The 21,571-nt window shown below is 70.6% G+C and carries 20 protein-coding genes; all 20 read right to left on the bottom strand.

Going from position 1 to position 21,571, the window contains the following annotated elements; translation table 11 throughout:
- Window positions 1–25: 25 nt before the first annotated feature.
- Window positions 26–910, bottom strand: a complete 885-nt coding sequence (locus OG496_RS00690; RefSeq protein WP_405969077.1) for a type II secretion system F family protein — start codon at window positions 908–910, stop codon at window positions 26–28.
- Window positions 907–1,845, bottom strand: a complete 939-nt coding sequence (locus tag OG496_RS00685; RefSeq protein ID WP_405969076.1) for a type II secretion system F family protein — start codon at window positions 1,843–1,845, stop codon at window positions 907–909. The genes OG496_RS00690 and OG496_RS00685 overlap by 4 nt, the downstream gene beginning before the upstream one ends.
- Window positions 1,842–3,320 carry a CpaF family protein gene (locus tag OG496_RS00680; RefSeq protein ID WP_405969075.1) on the bottom strand — a complete coding sequence of 493 codons (1,479 nt, stop codon included), beginning with the start codon at window positions 3,318–3,320 and terminating at the stop codon, window positions 1,842–1,844. Before OG496_RS00680 ends, OG496_RS00685 begins: the two co-directional genes overlap by 4 nt.
- Entirely contained in the window at window positions 3,310–4,143 is an 834-nt protein-coding gene (locus tag OG496_RS00675) for a hypothetical protein (RefSeq protein WP_405969074.1), read from the bottom strand. The genes OG496_RS00680 and OG496_RS00675 overlap by 11 nt, the downstream gene beginning before the upstream one ends.
- Complete coding sequence (locus OG496_RS00670) at window positions 4,143–4,847, bottom strand: SAF domain-containing protein (RefSeq protein WP_405969073.1); 705 nt, start codon at window positions 4,845–4,847, stop codon at window positions 4,143–4,145. The genes OG496_RS00675 and OG496_RS00670 overlap by 1 nt, the downstream gene beginning before the upstream one ends.
- Window positions 4,848–4,868: 21 nt before the next feature.
- Window positions 4,869–5,705, bottom strand: coding sequence for an ATP/GTP-binding protein (locus OG496_RS00665; RefSeq protein WP_405969072.1), 837 nt, complete (start codon window positions 5,703–5,705; stop codon window positions 4,869–4,871).
- The gene (locus OG496_RS00660) at window positions 5,699–6,295 is read right to left on the bottom strand and encodes a hypothetical protein (RefSeq protein ID WP_405969071.1); all 597 of its coding nucleotides are present in this window, start codon (window positions 6,293–6,295) and stop codon (window positions 5,699–5,701) included. The genes OG496_RS00665 and OG496_RS00660 overlap by 7 nt, the downstream gene beginning before the upstream one ends.
- A 287-nt stretch (window positions 6,296–6,582) precedes the next feature.
- Entirely contained in the window at window positions 6,583–7,188 is a 606-nt protein-coding gene (locus OG496_RS00655) for an OmpA family protein (protein ID WP_405969070.1), read from the bottom strand.
- 13 nt (window positions 7,189–7,201) lie between these two features.
- On the bottom strand, window positions 7,202–7,774 hold the full coding sequence (locus tag OG496_RS00650) for a hypothetical protein (RefSeq protein WP_405969069.1): 573 nt from the start codon (window positions 7,772–7,774) through the stop codon (window positions 7,202–7,204).
- 97 nt (window positions 7,775–7,871) lie between these two features.
- Window positions 7,872–8,099 carry a hypothetical protein gene (locus OG496_RS00645; RefSeq protein ID WP_405969068.1) on the bottom strand — a complete coding sequence of 76 codons (228 nt, stop codon included), beginning with the start codon at window positions 8,097–8,099 and terminating at the stop codon, window positions 7,872–7,874.
- Window positions 8,100–8,250: 151 nt separating this feature from the next.
- Window positions 8,251–9,165 (bottom strand): replication-relaxation family protein, encoded by a 915-nt coding sequence (locus tag OG496_RS00640; RefSeq protein ID WP_405969067.1) that lies wholly within the window; start codon window positions 9,163–9,165, stop codon window positions 8,251–8,253.
- Between the two features lie 2 nt (window positions 9,166–9,167).
- A complete protein-coding gene (locus OG496_RS00635; protein ID WP_405969066.1) occupies window positions 9,168–11,795 on the bottom strand; it encodes an ATP/GTP-binding protein in 2,628 nt (875 codons plus the stop codon).
- Window positions 11,771–12,421 carry a hypothetical protein gene (locus tag OG496_RS00630; protein ID WP_405969065.1) on the bottom strand — a complete coding sequence of 217 codons (651 nt, stop codon included), beginning with the start codon at window positions 12,419–12,421 and terminating at the stop codon, window positions 11,771–11,773. Before OG496_RS00630 ends, OG496_RS00635 begins: the two co-directional genes overlap by 25 nt.
- Window positions 12,418–13,530, bottom strand: a complete 1,113-nt coding sequence (locus OG496_RS00625; protein ID WP_405969064.1) for a C40 family peptidase — start codon at window positions 13,528–13,530, stop codon at window positions 12,418–12,420. The genes OG496_RS00630 and OG496_RS00625 overlap by 4 nt, the downstream gene beginning before the upstream one ends.
- Before the next feature lie 44 nt (window positions 13,531–13,574).
- The gene (locus tag OG496_RS00620) at window positions 13,575–16,292 is read right to left on the bottom strand and encodes a hypothetical protein (RefSeq protein WP_405969063.1); all 2,718 of its coding nucleotides are present in this window, start codon (window positions 16,290–16,292) and stop codon (window positions 13,575–13,577) included.
- Between the two features lies 1 nt (window position 16,293).
- Window positions 16,294–16,650: a hypothetical protein gene (locus OG496_RS00615; RefSeq protein ID WP_405969062.1), complete on the bottom strand. Its 357-nt coding sequence runs from the start codon at window positions 16,648–16,650 to the stop codon at window positions 16,294–16,296.
- A complete protein-coding gene (locus tag OG496_RS00610) occupies window positions 16,647–19,355 on the bottom strand; it encodes an ATP-binding protein (protein WP_405969061.1) in 2,709 nt (902 codons plus the stop codon). The genes OG496_RS00615 and OG496_RS00610 overlap by 4 nt, the downstream gene beginning before the upstream one ends.
- Complete coding sequence (locus tag OG496_RS00605) at window positions 19,352–19,921, bottom strand: hypothetical protein (protein ID WP_405969060.1); 570 nt, start codon at window positions 19,919–19,921, stop codon at window positions 19,352–19,354. The genes OG496_RS00610 and OG496_RS00605 overlap by 4 nt, the downstream gene beginning before the upstream one ends.
- Window positions 19,918–20,259: a hypothetical protein gene (locus tag OG496_RS00600; RefSeq protein WP_405969059.1), complete on the bottom strand. Its 342-nt coding sequence runs from the start codon at window positions 20,257–20,259 to the stop codon at window positions 19,918–19,920. The genes OG496_RS00605 and OG496_RS00600 overlap by 4 nt, the downstream gene beginning before the upstream one ends.
- Window positions 20,256–21,197 (bottom strand): conjugal transfer protein, encoded by a 942-nt coding sequence (locus OG496_RS00595; RefSeq protein ID WP_405969058.1) that lies wholly within the window; start codon window positions 21,195–21,197, stop codon window positions 20,256–20,258. Before OG496_RS00595 ends, OG496_RS00600 begins: the two co-directional genes overlap by 4 nt.
- Window positions 21,198–21,571: the final 374 nt, after the last annotated feature.

Here is a 21,571-nt window from a genome sequence, read left to right as displayed (position 1 = left end):
CAGCGAGTGCGATGGGCGAGACAGGTCAGACGGTGAGCATGCGGATCACTGCAGGGAAAGCCATCAACAACATGACCAAGACGGCGAGGAGAGCGCCGGGGGCGGTCATCTTCTCGCTGGCGGCGTTGGCCTCGGCAGCCTGGTCTGCAAGGAGTTCGGTGTTGAGTGCGGCAGTGCGGGCCCGCAGGGCCTTGTAGACGGCGGCGCCGTCGGTGGCCGAGCCGCGCATGATGTCGGCGACGTCCGTCAGGACGGGCAGGTCGTACTCGTCGGCGAGTTCGGACAGTGCCTGGTACGGCGGGATCTTCTCCAGCCGGGCCCGGCGCAACGCGCCCTGCAGATACAGAAACGGCCAGCCCCGCCCGACAGCAGCGGCCTTCTCCAGGGCCTCGGCAGGCCCGGCGTCCGCGGCCCGCTTCAGCGCCACCAGGTCCAGGTAGGCGGACAGGGCGTGGGCGAACTCCTCCCGTGCCCGCTTGGCCTGGTCGCGCACGGCGAGGTCAGGCGTGATGAACAACAGGGCAGCGATGGCGAGTCCGGCGGCCGCGGGCACGTAGAAGGGCAGGGAGACGCCCGCGATGATCCACGGGACGGACACCAGCACGGGGCAGAGCAGACCGAGCGCGGCGAGCGCGGTCTTCCTCAGCATGAACTGGCCGGGCCCCTGACCGAGCAGGGCAAGGTTCTTGGTGGGGATCCGGACGCCGGGCAGGTGCTCTATGCGGGCCAGCAGCCACCTGCCCCACCGTTCCTCCTGATCCAGCTCCGGCTCCGGCATGCTCAGGCTCGCGGGGCCGGTGCGCCGAAGGGCTGCCGCCAACGCGGGCTGCGGCTGCAGCAGTTCACGCACCAGGAGGGCGACGCCGGCGCCCACGGTGCCTCCGGCCGCTAGGACGGGGAGCAGGCTCACTGTGTGACTCCTTGCGCGCGTTCCCCGGCCGGTTCTGGAGCGGGTGTGGGCAGGCGGACGGTGCTGCGCGCGTCGGCGATCAGGAATCGGGCGATGTGCCGGAAGGTGCCCAGCGAGCGCATCAGGGCGAGCGTGGCGATGAATCCGGCGGTCAGGAACGCCAACACCAGTTGTCCCAGCAGGGTGTTGTAGGGGCGGGTGAAGGACGGCACGAAGAATCCGGCGACGACGATGCCCAGAGTGATGAGGGTCATCCACCGTACGGTCGTCCGGCTCTTGGCGCGGTCTGCCTCGACCTTCCGCTTGCCGGCGACCTCGTCGCGGACGGTGGCCGCCAGGTCCTCCAGGCCCTGGGCGAGGCCCGGGCCGCGGTCGTTGACCGAGAGGATCAGCGCGGCCGCCACCTTGTCGGCGGTGATGTCGTCGAGCTCGTCGGCGAACGCGCGGAGCGCCTCCTCGGGACGCCATCCCAGGCGCAGCCGGTCGGAGAGGTTGACGATCTGCCCGGCCAGCTCCTCCGGGGCACCCCGACGACTGGTGATCATCGCCTGTTCCAGTCCCATGCCCAGCCGCAGCAGCCCGGCCAGCCGCTGCGTCCACTCGCTCAGCGCCTCCAACTGCCCGATACGCTCCTGCGCGATCTGCGCCGGCGAGATCAGCCATGGCACCCCGACCACCGCCGCACCCACCACCGCACCGGCCACGAAATTCCCGGAGAGCAGCCACACGGCCACGAACACCACCAGCGCCGCGACGGTCAGCGTGCGTCGTCGCAGCCGGACCCCCTCGCCCTGCTCCGTGCCGCCGCGCATCGCCTTCCACCGCTCGCGCAGCGGGGCCCGGCGCGGCGCCGACGTCCCCACTACACCGGCGATGACGCCGATCAGTCCGCCGATGACGGCCATGCCACTGAGCAGTGCCCACAACAGGATCACCGGCCGGCCTCCACCTTCAGGGCGAGCGGCTGCTCCCAGGCCCCGTAGGGCAGTTGGAGCAGGCCGGAGTCGAAGCCCACGCGGCGCAGGTCATCCACGCAGCCCGGGTCCATGCGCGGCACCGCGCGCAGCTCCCCGAACTCCCTTCCGGGAGCGAAGATCTCGTTGGTGGCCGGGCGACCGGACTCGCCGAGCCCGGTCACCTCCAGGACGTGGGAGACGTAGCGGTGCCGGGAGCCGCCGATCTGCGTCTCGTCCGTCATGTCGAGGAATACGATGAAGTCCAGGCCGTTGGCGGTCTGCCGGTAGGCGAGCTGTTCGGACAGGTTGCCCTGGGCGAGCGCATATAGCTCGGCGATCCGGTCGAAGACGATGTCGGGGCGACGCGCGTGGATGGTGCACAGGTTGCCGCCCGACCCGTTCGTCAACGCCTGCATCATGGCGACGACTTCGGGGCCGCGGACCTCACCGACCACGATCCGCTCCAGCGACATCCGCAGCGCGGGATGCATCAGGTCCAGCAGGTTGAACTCGCCCGCGCCGCGGCCGGTGACGTCCTTCTCTCCGTTGGACTCGCGCCCGACCAGGGAGACGACCTGGCGGTGGTAGCCGTTGTTGTGGGCGAACAGTTCGTCCTCGGTCTGGATGGTGGCGAAGCGGCAGTCCGGGTCGAACTCCTTGAGCATCGCCCGCAAAAGTGTGGTTTTCCCGGCTTTCTGCCTGCCCGCGATCAGGACGTTCTTCTCCGCGCGGACGCAGGCGCCGAGGAACTCCCGCAGGATCGGGTCGATCGTGCCCAGCCGCACCAGATCGTCAAGGCCTGCGTGGGAGACCCGGTGGCGGCGGATGACCGCATACGTCATCGGGCCGAGCCCGGTGATCGCCTGCAGACGGGAGCCGTCCGGCAGCGAGAGGGCGAGGGTGGGGTTCGCGGTGGAGATAGTGCGCTCGTTGTGCCCGGAGTCGCGGGCCAACTCCCTGAGCAGTTCGAGGAGTTCTTCTTCCGAGTCCGCGATCGGGCCGACCATGCGGCGTTCGCCGTCGCCGTAGTCGAGCCACACCTCGTCCGGGCCCTGGATGATGATGTCCTCGACCCGCTCGTCGTCCAGATACGGCTGCAGCCGCCCAGCCCGGTAGAGCCGGTCGTAGACGGCACGCCGCAGCGCCCCGTCCTCGTACGGTGTCATCGCGTGCGCGTCCGACCAGAGCGCGACCGCCTCGTTGATCCAGTCCAGGCAGCGCTGCTCCTCGCTGGCCCGGTCCATGCTCGGGACTCTCTTCAGCAACTCCTCACGCTGCCGGGCGACCTGGGCCGCGATGTCCCGGGCGGCCTGGTAGTCGACGGTGACCTGCGGTGCTGCTGCGCCGACCGCGTGCACACTTGAGGCGGTTCCGGCCGGAGTCCGGTACGTCTGCTGAGGGCGGCCGGGCAAGGGAGTGACGGAGGGATCGGGGTGCAGAGGCTTAGCGTCCACGGTTCGCCTCCCCGCCGGCGAAGGCGCGGCGCTGATCGAGGCGGGAGCGGCGTACGGCGGCTCGCTGCATCAGGAGGGCGCTGCTCGTGCGGGCGGCCTTCATCAGCGGTGACTTGGTGAAGCGGCGGGGCTGTTCGGCGCCGTCGGACAGCACCCGGGCGTCCTCCGGCGCATGCGGCAAGGTAGCCACGACCGGAACCTGGAGTACTTGCTGGACCTCGCCCGCCGGGTAGGGGCCTTCGTCGATCACCAACAGGCCGACGTCCCCGACGCGTTCCTCCAGTGCCGTCACCCGGGCCTGCGCAGCCTGCAGGCAGCGCAGAGTGTTGCGCACCACCACGATTACGGCATCCGCCTGCTCGGCCAGCACCCCGGAAAGACCGAAGGCGCCGCTGCGGCCGAGATCGATGAGGACGTCGTGGCCGTGGTCGGTCTCAATGCCCCGGAACATGGACGCCAGACCCTTCCACACCGAGCCCAGGCTCGCCGCCTGGGCGGGGTCGGTGATGCCGGGCAGCAGGATTCGGTCACGTGGTGACTCGGGTTGTCCGTCCTTGCCGTCCTTGCCGTTCAGGGCGATCAGCTGGCGCCAGAAGGCATCGCCGAACTCGCCCTTGCGGGCGGCCACCGAGAGGTTGCGCAGCCCGTGCCGGTCGCCGAGCGTGCCCTGGAGCAGTCCGTGCAGGACGGCCCCGCCGTCCGGGTCGCACTCGGCCAGGATCATCTTCCGGCCCGGCTCCAGCGGCCACGACAGCAGCAGGGCGAGCGCAGTGGTCGTCACCCCGGGTGCTCCGGGGCAGCCGGCCAGGGCGATGACGGCCATCAGTTGCCGTCCGGAGCGGTGAGGACCAGGCGCAGTGCGCTCGCCGACACCCACGCGGCGACGGTCGGGCCGTCGGTGGCGGAGGTCGCGACGTCGACGACCACAATCCCGGTGCCAGGGGCGGCCTTGGAGGCCTTCACGACGCGTCCGGTGATCGTCTCCGGAGCGGTGGATGTCTTGTCGGTGTCCGTGTCGCCCTGCGCGGGAACGTGGACCAGCTCGACTCTCTGGCCGGGCACCAGACTGGTGGCGGGAACCTGTTCGGGCTTGAGCCCGATCGGCACTAGTTGCTCACCGGCCTTTACCAGAGAGTCCTTGGTCACCTGAGACGGCGTCAGCAGCGAGCCGGGCTGCAGCTCCACGGCCGCCCGCTTGCCCACCACCGCCTTCACGTCATCCGCGTGGACGGCCTTCACCGCCGGGTCCAGGGAGATCGAGGCCGTCCCCAGATCCTGTTCGGTGAGGACCTGGCCGACCTGGACGTCGCGGACCACGGTGACCACCTCCGTGCGGTGGCCCACCTGCAGCAGCAGGACCGCAACACCCGCTCCACCGGCGGCGATCAGCGCCAGCGACAGGGCAATCACGCCCGGCCGGCGCCTGCGGGCCGACACTCTCGGCGGAGCGACCGGTGCGGCCACCTGCCCTTGCTGGGGGACTCCGCTCGCGCTGGTTGTCCCTGTGCGTTCTTGGGTCTTGCTCAAGCTGCATCCCTTCCGGTGGCGTTACCTGACGACCTGGAGTTCGCCGATCGCCACCTGCGTCTGGGTCTGTCGGTTCTCGGTGAGCTGGCCCGTCTGGCCGCCTCCGGCGACCTGCCAGTTGATCGTCCACGTCGAAGTGGCGGTCAACTTGTACTTGCCGGACGCCTGACTGGCCGACGTCGTGGAGTACATGTGTCCGCAGGTCGGCGACTCGGCCATACCGGCGGACGCCGCATAGGGCGTTCCGGGGCCAGTGCACGTCACCGTCGTACCGTCACCCATGTGCCACACGATCAGGGACACCTGCGCAGTAGCAGTGACGGTTACACCGCCTGCCGTTGCTGATGCCGAGTTCGGCCCGTATGTGGTGGCGCTCTGGTTGACCCACATCCATACCGGGACGCCGACGGTGTATTTGCCGGCCGCGCGTGGACTGACGACGTCGGGTCCAGCGAGCTTCATCTTGTCCACGGCTTGCTGCGCAAGGACAGCGGGGTCTACGGCTGGCACATTGGCGCCCGGGGCTGCTCCGAAGAAGGTGGTGCCTCCGCCAGTGCAGGCTCGTTCATAGGCGATCTTTCCTTCGCCTGGGTAAAAGAGACTGCCCGGGGGCGGCTGGGGGGCCATACGCCGCACCGTGCAGTCGGACTTCTTGCCGCCGTTCGAGGCGTTGTGTCCCTTCCCAGTGCCCTGGCTGTTCTTGCCGTCGTGGCCATCGGTGCCCACGCCTACACAAAACGACATCAGGTCGCAGTTGCCAGTGCTGATGTTGGGGTCATCGCCCGCATGAGCGGAGGCCGAGCCTGCAGCCACTAAGGCGGCGGCCATGAGGCTGATGGCGGCGGGACGCTTCAGCATGCCTGGTCCTCCGGCGTCACTTTGACGATCACCCACTGGCCGTACCACTTCTCTGCGACGGCATTGGTGACGTACTTCGTCCGGCGGCCCTTGGGCAGCGCGACTTCCTGGTCAGTGGAGGCTTTCACCAGCTTCCACTGCGAGACGTCTGTGCAATCGGTCAGGGAACCCTGCGGCACTTTGCGGTTGGTGTCGACGGACGTGACCTTGGGCGACAGAGTGGGCCGACCAGTGGCCACGAGCCCTTTGGCCTTAAGCGAGTTCACTTCCGTCTCGGCGGCGGCGTAGGCATCGGCAACGGCGTACTTCTTCAGCTGCGTCCCCTGAACGCTGGCCTTCGCGTACGCGGCGACCTTTTCGTCCCAGTAGTGCCGATACGCCGCTACGATCGGGGCTCCTGGGTCCACGCTGGGGGAGGCCGACGAAGCATCCGGTGTTGATGAAGCTGGAGTCGATGCCGACGCTGTGTTCTTGGCATTGTCTTGCGACGAGATTTTGTTGTCGTTGCAACCGGCAAGCGCGACCAGGCTGCCAGCGATCAAGAGCGCTGTTACGCGGTTTCGGATGCGAACAGTGGTGAGCCATGGCATGCGTCGGTCTTCTCGTGTCACGTTGTCTCCCCGTACGAACGCGATGCGTGGAGACCGCAGCACCGGGCTCTGTAATGTCCATGCGCAGCCTGCGGCCTGGTCGAGCTGTGGTGATGCGTTTGCGTGGCCGCAAGGTTACGCATATGCCAGCGGACTTCCCGGTAGCCTGATCGAGTTGACTCAATTAACTCTGGTCGCATCTGGTCGCTTTCGGAACTTGTGTGCTGTGTATTCGCTCGTTCTGCCTGCGGACGGTCTGGCGTGCACTGCGTTTGGTGCTGCATGGGTCATCTTCCTGTTGGCTGGAATGAGATCTCGACGCGCCGGTTCTCTCTCCGGCCGGCCTCTGTGGTGTTGGAGGCGATCGGATGCCGCTCGCCGAATCCCCGGGTTGCGAAGCTGACCGTTGGCGGGAGCCCGTCGGCCAGGACGGTCTGCACGGCTTGGGCCCGCTGTCGGGACAGCAGGTCGCCGTGGGCGGAGGGACCGAGATCGTCGGTGAAGCCGGAGACGCGGACCAATGCTGGCCGCTGATGGTTGATCTCCCTGGTGATCGCGGCGATGTGGGACTGCGCCGAGCTGCTCGGCCGGGCGCTGTCCTTGGCGAACAGCACCTCTGTCTGGAGTTCGTATGTCACCTCCGCGTTCGTGTTCTGGCGCCGTTCGGAGCCGTCCTGGTCTCCGACCACCTGACTGATGGCGACAGGGTCCGAACCGAGATCGAGAATCCTGGGCGGGGCGAGCGTCGCACCGCCGCGCAGCGCGAGGCCCGGGCCGCTCTGGTACGGGCCGGCGGCTGCCTGCTGGATGCCGCCTGCGGCCACGTTGAGGGCCGCGCCCAGGAGGGTGAGAGCGAAGAGCGGGGCCGTGAAGCGGGATCGGATCGGGCGCATGCGGTCTCTCACCTCATTCGGAGATCTTGATGGTCGCGGTGTCGAACAGGGGCAGTTGGAAACCGACCGTGTTTGTCGTCGTGGGCGGTGCGGGGAACTGCATGAAGACGTGGACGCTCTCGCCGGCTTTCAGTGTGGACAGGCCGGTCGTGGTGAGGGGGTGGCCGCTCGTGTCGCGCAGGACGTAGTAGCGCTTGTGCCGGCCGAAGTCGGTCACGGTGGCCCCGGCCAGTGACGGTCCAGTTCTGAGGACGGCGAGTTCGTCGCCGCGCAACTCGGCGGGGACGACGGCTGTTTCGGCTCCGTCGTTCTTCAGGTCGCCGCGGACGGTGAGGTACATGGACGGGTCCCGTTCGGCCGACGTGATCGTCAGTGACAGACCGTTCTGCCCCTGGAGATCGGCCAGCGCCTCGCCGGTCCGGACCAGTTGCTCGTGGGGAGAGGCCTCGCTGGACCCTGACGCGGCCGCCAGGAGGTCCTGCTGGGGTCCGCCGTCCGAACAGCCGGCGACTCCGAGGCCCAGCCCGGCTGTGAGCGTCAGTGTGGCCAGGTGCCTGCCGGGCGCTGCGGTGATCCATGTGCTCATGAGGTGCGTCCTTTCCGTGAAGCGGTCCTGGGGTGAGCTGGTTGCGGTGCCCGGTCCCGGTATGCCGGGGTGGTCTTTGTTCGGAGGGGGAGTGGGTTCACGGGGCGGGTGTGGGCGGCGGCCATACGGTGATCACGTTGCCGTCGAGGGTGACGAGCCGGTCCGGGAACTGGCGGCGCACCAGTTGCAGATCGGCCGGGTCGAAGTCGCCGGTCCCCTCGACCACGCAGGCGCTTCCGATGTGTGTGACGGCCTGGGCCGAGACGGGCCACGTGCTGACGGCGCACAGTTCGTTGCTGCGAATGTCGCCAGGAGCTGATGTCATCCGACTTCCCCTAAGTTCGGTGCACACGCGGCCTGTTCACGCTGACGCCGCGCTGTGCAGTAGTAAACTATTGCTTCGCGTGAGCAAAGTTTCAAGCGGTTTCTGTGGTGGTTGCAGAGCTGCGACATTCGGCCTCGGGCGTGATGGGGTGTCACAGCTCGGTCCATGGACGCGAGCTGCCGCCGGCCAGTGGCGTCCACACGTCGCAGGTGGCGCCGTGCTGTTCGAGCTCTTCCAGGACGACGGCTCCGAGCGGGACCTCGCGGGCGAGGTCGGCCACGAGCGGGTGGTGGGCGGTCATGGCCTTGAGGTCGTTGATCCGGTTGTCCATCGCCTGGCGTCCGGCGCCGGTCAGGACGAACAGGACGCGGGGGAAGACGGGGTACCAGCGCAGCCGGCCGGGCCCGGTCTGCTGCCGGCGCCGGCCGACCGGCTGTGGTTCGTAGGACCACAGCCGTGCGTACTCGATCAGCTTGGCCGCGAGGCGCTCGCTGCTCATGGTGGCCCGGTCGACCTCGACGAACGCCCGCAGTTTCCGCCGCTGTCGGCCGTCGACGAGGGTGTGGTGCAGGAACGCGTCGGCCACGGCTTTCTCGCCGTCGCCGATCGCGTGGAACACCTCCAGTGTCCAGTCGAGGTGACCGTGTTCGTCGCCGCGCCGGCGGGCATCGGCGACGAACTCCAGGTGGGTGCGCAGCACGGTCAGGGTGTGCGGGGTCTTCAGCGAGGCGGCCGTGGCCGAGGTGATCGGATACGGCGGGCGGCCGCGCAGCGCGGGCCAGCCCCTCGTCAGGCGGGCGCCCTTCGGTGTGAGGTACCAGACCCGGGTGCGGTTGGACCGGGGCAGTTCGACGAAGTCGACCAGGCGTTCGCCGAGCAGCTGGTTCAGGCGCTCGGAGACTGACTGGCGGGAGCGGTCGGGCCGCAGCAGGACGTGGAGTTGACGGGTGGAGGCCATGCGGTGCTGGGCGAGCGTGGCCAGGAGCTGATGGACGAGAGGCTCCACGGGGCTGGGCGTGAAGCCCGCCGTCGTACGGTCCGTGGGCTGGGCGGTGGTTCGTTCCATGGTCAGTTCCATTCGTTGTCCTTCGACAGGTGGACGGCGGCGCCGGCAGGGGTGTGTGCGGTGAGGAAGGCGGTGACGCGGCCGAGCTGCCCGGCCGCGCGAGCGGTGAGGTGGTCCAGGGGGAGAGCCCCGGCGTTCGCCTGGGCGGCCCGTTCGAGCGCGGGGACGTTGTTCGGGCGTGCCTGGGCGGCGAAGACGTCGTCGAGGTGCGGTCCGCGCAACTGGATGGGCCCGACGCGATGGCCGCGCACGTTCATGGAGACGAAGTGCTCGAAGCGCTCCATGGTGGCGACCCGGTCCGGGCTCGGGTTGTCGCCCCACTCCGCGGTGATCGGCGCGATCGCGGATGTCGACCCGGCGGTGGTGGCCAGCGTGGACGCGTTCTGTACCAGGGACAGCCGGACCGGGGTGGGCAGGCGGGACAGCAGTTGGGTCATGCCGTGGACGTGGCAGCGGTACTTGCGCAGGTCCTCGAACATCGCGGCGATGGTCTCCGGGGCCGCGCCGGTCAGGGTGATCAGTTCGTCGAAGTACGGGCGGAACGGCACCCGCCGGTGTTCGGGGGTGTCACGTCGGGAGCGTGCGGCCCGCAGCAGATCGCGGGCGAGCAGTGCGGTCAGGAGGCGGTCGGTGGGCCCGTTGCCTCCCGGGCACACCCACACGATCATTCTGGAGTCCATCGCCGCGCGGATGTTGTAGACGCCGGCCGGCTGGCCGAGGAAGGCGCGGGTGACCGGGTTGGCGGCCAGGCGTGCGAGAGGGTTGAGGACCACGGCGAACGCGTCGGGCGGCAGGGTCGGGAAGACCACCTTCCACCACGCGCGGGTTTCCTCGTCCAGCCGGTCCGCCACCGCGGCGAGCGCCGCGGTGCGGAACGCCGCGTCGGTGAGCAGGGCCCGGACGTGGAAGATCGTGGCCTGGTCCTCGGGCCGGCCGGCCTGGCAGGCCGCCTCGTTGACGGCGACCAGGACGGTGAGCGTGGCGGTGAGGATGGTGAGTGCGCGCGGAGCGGTCGCGTCGTCCCAGGCCAGTGCGGAGGCGTAGGCGTCGGTGATCGCTTCGACGACTTCGTGTGCCGCCTGGCCGTGGTGCATGCCGAGCGGATTCCAGGAACTGACCTGCGGGTTGGGGCCGAGGCCGTTGAGGTCGACCAGTGCGATCCGCGGCATCAGGTGGTCGTGGGCGAGGAACGGCAGAGACCGCGGCCAGGAGTCGCGGTGCGGGTCGACGAAGACCAGTCCTCCGCCGGCGTGTGCCCAGGCGATTGCCTGTGCCAGGGCCCGCTCGGTCTTGCCGCCGCCGGCTTTGCCCGTCCCGACCTCGAAGAGGGTTTCCTCGGCATAGGTGGCAACGAGCCGCTGTCGGCCGTCGGGGCCGCGGTAGATGCCCTGCAGCAGGAGTTCGGGGTCGCCGAATTGGAAGGTGGGCAGGTCCCCGGCGAGCACCGGCAGACGGCAGTTGACGGTCGGGGGCTTGAGCAGGCCGGTCAGTTCCTCCAGCCGGACCCAGTTCGCGCGCGGGGGCTGGCAGTGCCCCAGGTTCCAGCGGCGCTCGAAACCACGGCGGGTGGGCCAGTGGTCGGCGCCGATCCGCCACGGTCCCAGCCGCCATCCGCGCAGGGACCACCGTGAGCGGCCGCCGAACACGTCGAGGGCGGCCTGGAGTTGGGAGAGTCGGGCCTGCGCGCGGCCCTCGATGTTGGAGGCGCACATCACGAGGAGCTGCACCCGGACGAGGTGGTCGTCCTCGGCGAGTTTGCCCAGCGCCTCCGTCGGCTCCACTCGGCGGGGTACGGGCGGCATCACCAGCCGTCGGCCGGCGCCTGATCCGGGGCGGTCGCTGAGGAGCTGCTGCAACTGTCCGCCCCAGGAGTCCTCGATGCCGCTGGCGTCCTGCCGCAGCCAGTGCGCCGCCCGCTGGGCCTCCCTTCGTTCGGACCGGCGCGCGGCGCTCATCAGCTGCAGGCGGCGTGCCCGCAGGGCCCACTTCGGGGCGCGCTGGATGTCGAGGCGGATCTCGGCGAGGTCGCCGAGCTCGGCGCGGAGGTCGGACACGGCGTCGACGAGCGGCTGGAGCGGGTCGGGGGCGAGCGGCACCTCGCGCAGCGGAGAGATGAGCTTGCCGCGCAGGATGAACTCGGCCCGCACAGTGTGCGTCCGGGGCTCATCGACGATCGGGCGGGCCCGGTTGACGGTGATGTCCGGGCCGAACGGGGTGATGGACAGCAGCCGTTCACCGCCGACCGGGCCTTCGACGCGGTAGCGCAGCGGGGTACTGCCGTCCGCGCGCAGCCGGATCTGCACGGTCTTCGCCCGGCGGGGCGCCCACCAGGGCATCGCTGTGGACGCGCGGGCGAGCTGGACGCCGCGCCGGAAGATCTCCTCCAGGCCCGGGTCGAAGTGCCGGTTGGAGATAAGCTCCAAGGCCATCCGCTCCGCCGAGGCCCGCTCCGCGAGCCGGCGGACCACCAGTTCGCCCACGCCCCAGCAGGTGGCGATGGCCAGGGCGAGTAGATACCAGTGGTGGTAGAGCCAGTCGACGGTGTCGATCAGGCCGGTGAGCAGGCCGAGGACTTGACCGGCAGCCGTCTCGTCGGCCCGGCTGGTCAGGTGCGGGGCTGCGGAGTCCACCTTGGTGTTCCTTTCTTGGCGGTGCGGGTGAAGTGCCAGTCGGTGATGCGGAGGTCGGTGAAGGTGCCGCCGCGGTCGGTGCCGGCCCACACGAGATGGACCACTGCCTTGTCGGGGCTGTGGTCGCGGCGGGCGATCGCGGCCTGGATACGGAAACCGGCGGTGGCGAACGCCGGGGCCACCGCCCCGCCCGAGTCGGGGAAGACCGTGGGCCACTGGGTGCGGCCGATGCCGGTGGCGTCCGCGCGCAGCAGTGCCCGGCCGGCGGGGAGCAACCCCCGCTCGTCGGCGGCGGGAAGGTCGCTGGGCCAGGCCGTCTCCAGGTTCCGCTGGACGGCCGGGTCGCCGGCCGCGCCCTCGCCGTGCGGCGGCAGAGCGGACTCGACGGCCGAGGGGGCCGATGTGGCGGGCGCCGTTGCGGGAGACGTGCCGGCGGTCGGCTTGCCGGCAGGAGGCACCGCGGTCGCAGACGACGGATCCGTGGCGGCGCGAGCGACGGTCGCTTCCGTCGTCGTCGTGGCCCGGGGTTCCTGACCGTGCGGCATGCCCAGCAGGGCGATGCCGGCGACGGCGAGCACGGCGGCGCTCAACAACAGAAGACGCGGCGAGCGCGGGGCGGTGGTCACAGCAATCGTGCTCCCCCCGCGTAGCCGGACATGGTGCTGACGGCGTCCAGGCGCACGACGGTGCCCGGGCGGGCGGCGTTGACCATCTGTCCGCTGCCCAGGTAGATCCCGACGTGATAGATCGTGGAATCACGCCCGGGAGCGGTGGCGAAGAAGACCAGGTCCCCGGGCTTGAGTACGAGCGGGCCGAGGCCGGCGGGGATCCGCTGACCGGCACCGGCCTGGGCGGCCGCGACGCGCGGCAGACGGATACCGGCCCTCGCGTAGGCGTACTGGGTCAGCCCGGAGCAGTCGAAGCCCTTGACGCTCGTGCCGCTCTTGCCGCTCGGCGAGCAACAGACGCCGTAGGACGTGCCGTTCGCGTTGCCGCCGCCCCAGGAGTAGGGGACACCTCGCTGGGAGAGTGCCGCCTCGATGACGGTGCGGACGGTGCCCGTGACGTTCTTCAGGTCCGGGTCCTTGGCGGCCGCCGTGTACTGGTCGATCCACCCGAGCACGTCCGTGACGTACGCATCCGAGTGGTTGTACTGCAGGATCGCGGCCTTCAGCTGCGAACTCTGGGTGAGTTCACGTCCGCCTCCGCACAGGTAGACGGCGGCGCCGAGCGCGGCGTCATCGGCGTTGTGCGGGTCCGCGACCTTGTCGCCGTTGCCGTCCTTGCCGGTCGACTCCCAGGTGGAGGGCAGGAACTGAAACGGCCCGACGGCACGCTCCCCACTCGCGGTGCCGTCCCATTTGCCGCCGTCGGTGTCCGCGACGGCGCTGGTGTTGCCGCCGGTACCGGAGCCGTTGAGGAGGACTCCGTAGATCTTCGGGCGGATGTCGCCGTTGTCGGCGATGTTGTGACCGGTGGCGTGGTTGGACTCGACCTTGGCGATCCCGGCCAGGATCGGCCAGCGCATGCCCTGACACCTGGGCACGTACCGGCCGATCTGCTGGACGGCCTTCTTGTAGGCGGTGAGCATGCGCGCCGGGATGTCCGCGGCACTGCCGCCCTCGGCGATCCCGCCGTCGTCGCTCACCCCCGTCCTCAGCGCCGCGTAGGCGCCGATCGCGTCCGACACCGGGGCGGCGCAGCACACGGCGGCGAACATCAACAGCGCGATCACACACGCCCACCGCCTGATCCGTTTCGTTCGATGCCCGGGCTCGCTCACTCGTCCTCACCGTCCTCGTTGCGCCGGCGGGCCCGCTCCTGTCGCCGGCGTTCCGCGTCGGGCGCGGTCCGCCGCATCAGCTCCTGCATCCGGGCCCGCGCCTCCTCACGCGTCTGGCTACGCGGACTTCCGCCGCCGGGAAGAGCGGCCCCGCCGGGATCGGACCGGGGCGTGGGTGCAGGACCGCTCCGGCGTGGGGGCGGTGGCGTGGTGGCCGCCGGTCGTGCGGGCCGTGCGGGGGCGGGGGCTGGACGGGGAGGAGCCGGCCGGGGCGTGCCGCCTGGTGGTGTCGGCCGTCCAACGGGCAGGCGGCGGCCGCTGAAGGGTCCTGCGCCGCCCCTGTCGTCGGCGTCCCGCATGGCCCGGGCCACGTGCCGGCCGGTGTCGCCCCAGACGCGGGCGTCCTCGCGCACGGTGTTGGCCCACACCCGTACCTGCTGCTGTGCGTCCTGGGTGTAGCGCGAGCCGCCCTCGCGGGCGCGGCGGACGCTGGCCGGCAGCCCGACCGTCCCTCCGTACGCGGCCCGGCCGCCGCGGTTGAGGATGCGGTAGCCGCGGAAGCGGACCAGCCGGTTGTGGGCGCGCGTCGAGAGCAGGGTGCGGTCGGTGTTCTGGTCGTGCAGCACCTGCCCGGTGGTGGGGTTGACGATCTGGCCCTGGTCGTTGCGGTACCGGTCGGGCGGGCCGCCGGGCCTGCGCGGCCCCCCGCCCGGACCGCCCGGACCTCCTGGTCCGCCGGGCGGCGGGCCGCCGTCTTGCGGTCCGCCCGCTGCGGTGAGCCTGCGCCACCTGGCCAGCTGCTCTCTGTCCGGCCGCCTGCCGATCAGCAGCCAGTGGGAGCCCTGCAGCCCGAGGCGTGCCCCCAGACCGCCGACGACTGCCGCGGCGGTGAGCGGGGCGAGACCGCGTCCGGCTTCGGCGGTGGCGTCAGCGAGCATCCCGCCGGTGTCCATCGGCATGCCGACGCCGTCGGCCAGGGAGGTGAGCGCGCCCAGCAGCCGGTAGCGGGTGCCGAGCAGCCCGAACCGGCCGCCCCCGCCACCGGCGAACATGCGCAGCCCACCACCGTAACCACCCATCGCGGCAGGGGAGTTCATCGCGAGGGCCGCACCGAGCTCGGAGGTGTCACCGGGCAGGTGCGTGCCGCCGACCTTGGCGTAGCGCATCCGCATCGCCGAGCGCCGGCCGAAGGAGGTGATGCCGCTCAGCATGCGGCGGTGCCCGGCCGCGCCGGCGATCGCCAGCACGTCGATCAGCAGGATCCGCTCGACCATGAGGTCGGGGCCGTTGGTGATGGTGGCGTCGACGGCGATGCCGAAGAACGGGATGAACGCGCATTCCGCTTCGAGCGCGAGGATCGAGATCCCCCACACCGACAACCATTTCCACACGCTCTGGCGCGGTGGCCCGGGCAGCATGCCCGCGATGAAGGTGACACCGCCGGCGGCCGCTGCCCCAGCGCAGATGCCCTGAGTGCCGAGCAGGACGATGGCGGCGGACAGCAGCATGCCGCAGATGAACAGCGCGGCGACCAGCAGCAGTCCGGCACCGCCGACCCGCCACCAGGTGGGCTTCTGGGCGTAGGCCGCGCACGCCTTGCCGACCGGACCCGCCTTCTTCATGTCGTCCAGGAACAGGGAGAACGAACGGTCCTCGTCGGTGACGAGCGCAGGGGAGGAGGTGTCCAGGAGTTCGCTGCCGGAGGTGAGCGGCGGGAGATTCGAGTCGCCGTCCGAACCGAGCCACGCCTTGTCGTGATCCTTCTCGCAGATGTCCTTCGCATCGCCGATGAGGAGCCTGCAGGCGTGCTTCGCCTCGTCGGAAGGGGTCCAGTCCGGGTTCGGCAGGTATCCGCCGGTGACCCACTTCAGATGGACGGCGTACGCCTTGCGGTCAGAGGCCTTGCCCGGGTCGAGGATGCGCCCGTACTCCAGCAACATGAAAGGCTTGACGATCAGCGCGTTGGTGATCGAGTCCTGCAAGGGGCGGGCCACCTCTGCCGCGGAGACGGGCGCCTCGTCCTCCCGTTGCAGACACGTGAGCTCGGCGTTGCCGGCCAATCCCGCGCAGGGGTCCGTGGAGGCGATCTTCCCGCCCCAGTCGTAGGAGTTGACACTCTGCTGCGCGACGGAAGCGGCCACCTGCTGCGCCTGGCCGAGCGGCCCGTCCTGGCCGAGGAGGTAGTCAGGGCGCACGAACGTGGAGGCGGCCAGCGCACCGATCAGCAGGGTCAGGAAGATCTCGCCCAGCCCGCGGCCGACCCGACCGCGCACGATCATGAAACCGGCGAAGACAAAACCCCAGGCCAGCAGCAGCCCTTTCAGCCCGAGGGTGTCGACGACGACATGGTCGTAGGCGTCGGCGACCTTCTGAGCCGGGTGGTTCAGGATCTTCAACAGCGGGAAGCGGAAAGCGAGTTCGGCCGACCAGCCGGCCAGCCCGACCAGCAGACGGATCACGGTGAACAAGCCCGACAACGCGAAGGCGAGGGTCTGGCCCTTGAAGTCGAGGATGGAGCCGCCCTCGGCATTCAGGTCGTAGCCGTTGATCGGCACGCCCTCGGAGGAGGTGATGTTCAGCGGGGCGAGGAGATCTCCCGTCTCGCTGCTGCTGCTCGCCGCGTACACGACCTGGGTGTTGACCATCACGAACACGCCGGTGAGCAGCAGGACGAACCCGGTCGAGCGCAGGGTGCCGCGGTCTGGACGCCACATGTCAGCGCCGCCTCTGACCGGAGGCGCTGCGCAGCCGCCACACGATGAGACCGGTCAGGCCCGCGCCGACCGACAGCAGTCGCCATGCTGCCGAAGCCCCGCTGTGGTGCTCGGCCGAGGCGGTGGTCGTGGTGCCGCGCTCGCAGTACGCCTTGGCCCGTCCCACGATCAGCCGGCACGGATCATCGTGCGTCGACGGTGAACTGGACGCGAAGGCCTGCCCGGTGTGCGGCCACCATCCATCCGGCACGCCCACCCCGAGGGCCAGGACGAGCACGCCGACGGTCACGGCAATCACGGTGAGGACGGCCACAGCCGCACGGATACGACGGGAGCGGTCCCAGGAAGCGGAGATCATTGAATGTGTTCCTTCGGACGGGCGACGGCCTCACCGGCGAGCGGCTTGGCCGCTGAACCCGTGTGGTGGGAGGCGCTGCTGGGGCGGTGTCCCGGCGTGGTGGTGATGGACGACTCGATGCGCGCGATGCGGGGGATGACGGCTTTCACCCGGCCGGTGTTCTGTCGCGGGCAGGCCAGCAGGAACTCGCCCTCGCGGCCCTTGCGTCCGACGGGGGACAGGCCGGTGGTCACCAGCCGCAGCAGCTCCGGGTCGTGCGGGTCGAGGCCGACGAACTCCAGGCCGCGGCGGGCGCGTTCGCGGTCGGTGGTGCGGGCGAGCGCGCGGTAGGCCATGAGGCCGCGGTCGGGGCCGAGTTCTTCGGCGTCGTGGGATGCGGCGAGCAGGCCCGCGCCGTGCTTGCGGCCGTCGTGGAGGATCTCGTGGACCAGGGCGGTGCCCTCGGCCGACGAGGTGAGCCAGTACAACTCGTCCGCGACCACCGCGGTGAACCGTTCGGGGTCCTCGAACGCTGTCTGGCGGGCGATCGCGGCGATCAGGTAGAGCACCGCACGACCGATCAGGGCCTCCAGTGGCTGCTGGAGGAGAACCTCTGGATTGTCGAACGCCGCCTTCGGCGGCAGCTTCAGGCCGGTCGTGGTGATGACGATCATGTCGGAGGTACTGGAGGCGTCCAGCCGCACCGGTGGCAGCGTGGGGTCGAACACCATCCGGGCCAAGGTGTTGGTGGCCACGACTCGGAGGAGACCGGCGAGCGTGGCGGCCGCGTCCTGCCGCTTCCCCACCTCGCTCGTGGCCATCTGGTCGAGGACCTGAAGGACGCGGTGCATGGACGGCTGCTCGCCGCTGGCAGCCTGCTCGACGGCGTGGTGCAGGACCTCGCCGTTGGTGCTCATCGGGCCGATGCCGAGCTGCAGGGTGAGGTAGGACAGGGCGTAGTGCCGGCCCTCGGGGCCGGTGAACATGCGCAGCGGGTCGATGGAGACCTCGGCCCGGGCGGCGTCGACGATCTGGACGCGTCCCTTCGCCGCGGTCCGGGCGAAAGCAGCCCACTCGCGGACCGGGGTGCGGTCGATGCAGATCGCGCAGCCGCCGCGCGCCCACACCGCCTCCGCGATCAGCTTCTGCAGCACGGACTTGCCCGCGCCCAGGTCGCCGACGATGCCCATCGACGCGGACGCGTCCTGCTTCGGCGCATCCGCCACGTTGATCATGACGGGGCGGGTGGTGCCCGAGTCGAGGTCGATCCCGAGGAACATGCCGCCCGGGTCGCCGACCTCACAAGCGGTGAAGGCGCCGCCCAGTGCCCAGTCCTCGGAGACCTGGTGCTGGGTGAACTCCCGCACCACGCCCGGCCGTACGGTGCCGGGCAGGCCGAGGGTGAACAGGGCCTCCTGGAGACCGGCCGGGCGGACGGCCCGGTAGTCGGCGCCGCCGAGCCGCGCGGCCAGGGCCCGGGCGCGGGCGTCGCAGACGGCGGCGGTCGGTCCCCACACCGTCAGTACGGTCACCGACTGCACCTCGACCTCCACGCTGGTGCGGGAGAGGCGGGCGTCCAGCTCGCCGAGATCCCGTGCGGCCTCGGAGAGGGAGGCGGGCATGCCGGTGGGGCGGGCGTCGTACTGGTCGGCCTGGTCGATCAACTCGTTCTTCTTGCGCCGTACTTGATCTCGCGCCTTCTCTGCGGGCACCAGGGTGAGGTCGATGGTGTAGTCGACGGGAAAGTCCAGGCTTTCCAGCTGGGCGAAAAGGTCGGCGGCGTCCTGGCTGACGGCGGGCGGGCACTCGGCCAGCGCCAACTGCGCCTGGTAGCCCACCCCGATGTCGGATTCGACCTGAAGCCAGCGCCGCCGCAGCGGGGAGGCCGCCTTCAGCCGCCACCAGGCTGTGCGGCCCGACCGCGTTATCTGTCCGGCACGCCCCAGGTCGTCGATGCCGTTGGTGTCGTCGAGTCCGGGGTCGATACCGCCTTCCTGGAGGCGTACTTGGCCGAGGTCGGCGTAGCTGGGGGAGTGCAGCACCCCCTCACGGATCTGCCCTCCGTACAGCTCGCTCGCTTCGGCCTCGGCCAGCAGCGGCTCAGCAAGGCCGCGATGGAGGGCGTGCTGGATCATCCACACGATCTCGGCCGGGCGGGCGGGGCGGAAGGCGATACCGCCGGCGAGCGCGGACTGGACCCGGGAGGCCTGCTCGCGATACGCGGTCACCTCACGCCGCGCCACGGGAGCCGGCCGCATGCCCAGCGCCGGGGACAGTTCCGCCCACATCACGCCGAGCGACGCCGACACCCGCAGGCCGGCGCTCTCGGTCTCCAGGGGGACCGCCAGCCACAGGGTGCGGCGGTGCATCTCCTGACCGTCCAGCAGATCCAGCGTGGCGTCGACGTTCTCCACCCACGGATGCGGACCGCCGTGTGGGGACGTGTCGGCCGGCTCGATGCCCTCGATCATGCGCAGGGCGATCTCCCCCGGGTCGACCTGTGCGCACAGCCCGAACAGGCGGGGAGCCCCGGACAGGGAGCGGATCAGGTGGGTGATCCTGGCGAGTTGTTCGTCGCGGACCGCGGCGGGTACGTAGGTGCCCTGCACGGTTTCCTCGCTGCGGCCGCGGGCGTCCGGGCCGGGGTGGAGCCGGTAGATCGCCCACACGCTGCCGTGCGTCGACCAGAGGAGGTGTCCGGCGATGTGACGGATCGGCACCCTCACCGCACACCCCCGCCCTGCGTGGTGAGGGCGAGCAGCTGCTGCACACCCGACACCGGACCCACCGGCGCAGCCGGCTCCGTGCGGCGGCGTGCAGAGGAGCGGGCGGCAGCGGTGCTCGCGTGCGGTGACCGGGTGGTGCGCTGTACAGCCGCGCGAGACGGTGCGCCGCCGGTAGCGGGTGCGGGCGGGCCCTCGATGGTGAAGCCGCCGAGCAGGGGGTGCGCGGCGCGGTCGCGGGCGGCGCGGCCGCCGATCCGCCCTCCGCGCGGCTGCCGGCCGAGCAGCAGCCAGCCCAGGGCTGCTTGCATCGGGGCACGCCCCCGGATCTTCGGGCGGCGCACGGTCCAGATCGCCAGCAGCCAGGCCGCGATCGGGACCGGCCCCGTCCACGACCACCACGCGATGGTTTTGACGAGGAGGAAGCCGCCGATGACGGCGAGCGTGATCTGTGCGGGCGTGTACGGGCCGAGGGGGATGCGCCAGTCGGCGACCTTGCCCAGTACCCAGGGGTGGCGGCGGGCGGTGGTGTAGAAGCGTCCCACCCGCGCGGGAGCGGCCGCGGTCACAGCCGGTCTTCCGTACTGGGCGAGTGGTCCCGGACGGCCGGGAGCTGGGACTGGACGATGGCGGGGACGGTGGGTGCGCCGTTGGACGGGTTCTTCACCTCGTCCTGGAACATGTTCGCCAGGTCGTTGCGGGAGTTGTAGAGCCCCAGCGCGATGACCATCAGCAGCAGGGCGCCGATCCCGGCTTTGAGACTGAACTTTTGGATCATGGTCGCGACGACCAGGCAGACCAGACCGGCCTGCAGGCCGTTGGTCGCCCACTCCTTGAACATGCTGATCCAGCTGTTGCCGGAGTCTTTGAGCAGCCCGGCGAGCAGCACGCTGTGCACCGTGTTCACCGCGCACCGCCGATCTGAGCGGTCCCGGACTCTCCGGATTCCAGCGCGGCAACTTCCCACCGGCCAGAGCGGGCCCGGAGGGTGAGTTCGTATGCCAGCGGCCACCGGCCGCCGGTGTCCCGGGTCTCCACCTGGACGAGGACACGTACCGTCGTGCCGTCGGCCGGTACCTGCTCGGCGGCCGCCGTCTGTTCGGCGGCGGAGATCTGCTGGACGGACACCGACGCGTACGGGGCGGGGGAGACGGCCGACAGCGTCACGCCGGGAGCGAGGTAGCGGTTCACCTCTCCGGAACCGGTCAGGTAGGCGGCGAAGAACTCCCCGAGCGCGGACGACAGATCACCGTCAGGGACGCTCACGCCGTACGGCGACTTCGCCGCCTCGATGTGGTCCGGACCCGCCACCACACCCGGCGCACCGGTCACCGCGAACGAGGCCCCCGCCCCGCCGGCAACAACCGGCACCGCGTAGTAGCGCACCGACCCGTCGGCGTACTGCGCAGCCACCGTCACCGACCACGCACCGCCGGAGCGCTGCGCACTGCGCACCGCCGTCACGGACAGCGGAGCCGGCTGCGCGCCCGCGGCCGGGTCCGGCAGTTCGACGCCGGGCGCGAGCGACTGCGCAAGCCGCGCCTGCGCACTCGTCTCGTCGTCCGCGCTGCTGCGCAACCACGCACTGACGAACACCTGCGCATAGCCGCCCGGTTCGGCGGCGGCCGCCACAGTGCGCACGGAGGCGGGCGTGTCCGGGGTGGCCGCCTCGACCGTGGTCGGGGTGGAGGCGACGGCGACGGCCAGGGCGACGGGGCCGGCCGCGATGACGGTCCACACCGCCAGGCGCGAGAGGCGCACACGGCGCCGCATCGCTTCCAGACGGGCGCCGGCCGCCATCGGAGCTGCAGCCTCGCTCTCTGAGGCCTGCTTGCCAGGAGACATGGTCAAACTCCCAGGTCAGAAGGTGTGCTTGCTGACTTGAGGAAACCCGCCGACCCCGACCCGACCACCGACCACAAGACCCCGACCACGGTCACGATGGAGACACGAACCCCGTGGTCGGGCTCATGGTCGGCCCGACCACGAGCCCGACCACGGGCTGACCGGGGATTGGACATCGCGTCCGCCCACGGTCCCCGGGCCGAGGCTGGGCGACCACACACCCCACGGACAACAGCCCCCACACACCGATGCGCAGACAGAGGGCACCCGGACCTCGTGGGGCACCTGCGCAGTGCGCCGCCCGCACCCTGCGCAGCCGTAGATCAGAATTCGCGGGCCGGTTGCGCAGCCACACCGCGCGCGGCGACTGCGCA

It is taken from the genome of Streptomyces sp. NBC_00988 (assembly GCF_045162645.1).
In the GTDB taxonomy this organism is placed as follows: domain Bacteria; phylum Actinomycetota; class Actinomycetes; order Streptomycetales; family Streptomycetaceae; genus Streptomyces.
Note: the sequence above shows the minus strand (reverse complement) of the source record. Positions and strands in the feature narration are given on the sequence as shown.

Bases quoted from the DNA above. Each gene is read 5' to 3' on its own strand.
- OG496_RS00675 (WP_405969074.1), bottom strand. From the start codon at position 4,143: ATGGCCGTCATCGCCCTGGCCGGCTGCCCCGGAGCACCCGGGGTGACG.
- OG496_RS00665 (WP_405969072.1), bottom strand. From the start codon at position 5,705: ATGCTGAAGCGTCCCGCCGCCATCAGCCTCATGGCCGCCGCCTTAGTG.
- OG496_RS00660 (WP_405969071.1), bottom strand. From the start codon at position 6,295: ATGCCATGGCTCACCACTGTTCGCATCCGAAACCGCGTAACAGCGCTC.
- OG496_RS00655 (WP_405969070.1), bottom strand. From the start codon at position 7,188: ATGCGCCCGATCCGATCCCGCTTCACGGCCCCGCTCTTCGCTCTCACC.
- OG496_RS00650 (WP_405969069.1), bottom strand. From the start codon at position 7,774: ATGAGCACATGGATCACCGCAGCGCCCGGCAGGCACCTGGCCACACTG.
- OG496_RS00645 (WP_405969068.1), bottom strand. From the start codon at position 8,099: ATGACATCAGCTCCTGGCGACATTCGCAGCAACGAACTGTGCGCCGTC.
- OG496_RS00640 (WP_405969067.1), bottom strand. From the start codon at position 9,165: ATGGAACGAACCACCGCCCAGCCCACGGACCGTACGACGGCGGGCTTC.
- OG496_RS00620 (WP_405969063.1), bottom strand. From the start codon at position 16,292: ATGTGGCGTCCAGACCGCGGCACCCTGCGCTCGACCGGGTTCGTCCTG.
- OG496_RS00615 (WP_405969062.1), bottom strand. From the start codon at position 16,650: ATGATCTCCGCTTCCTGGGACCGCTCCCGTCGTATCCGTGCGGCTGTG.
- OG496_RS00595 (WP_405969058.1), bottom strand. From the start codon at position 21,197: ATGTCTCCTGGCAAGCAGGCCTCAGAGAGCGAGGCTGCAGCTCCGATG.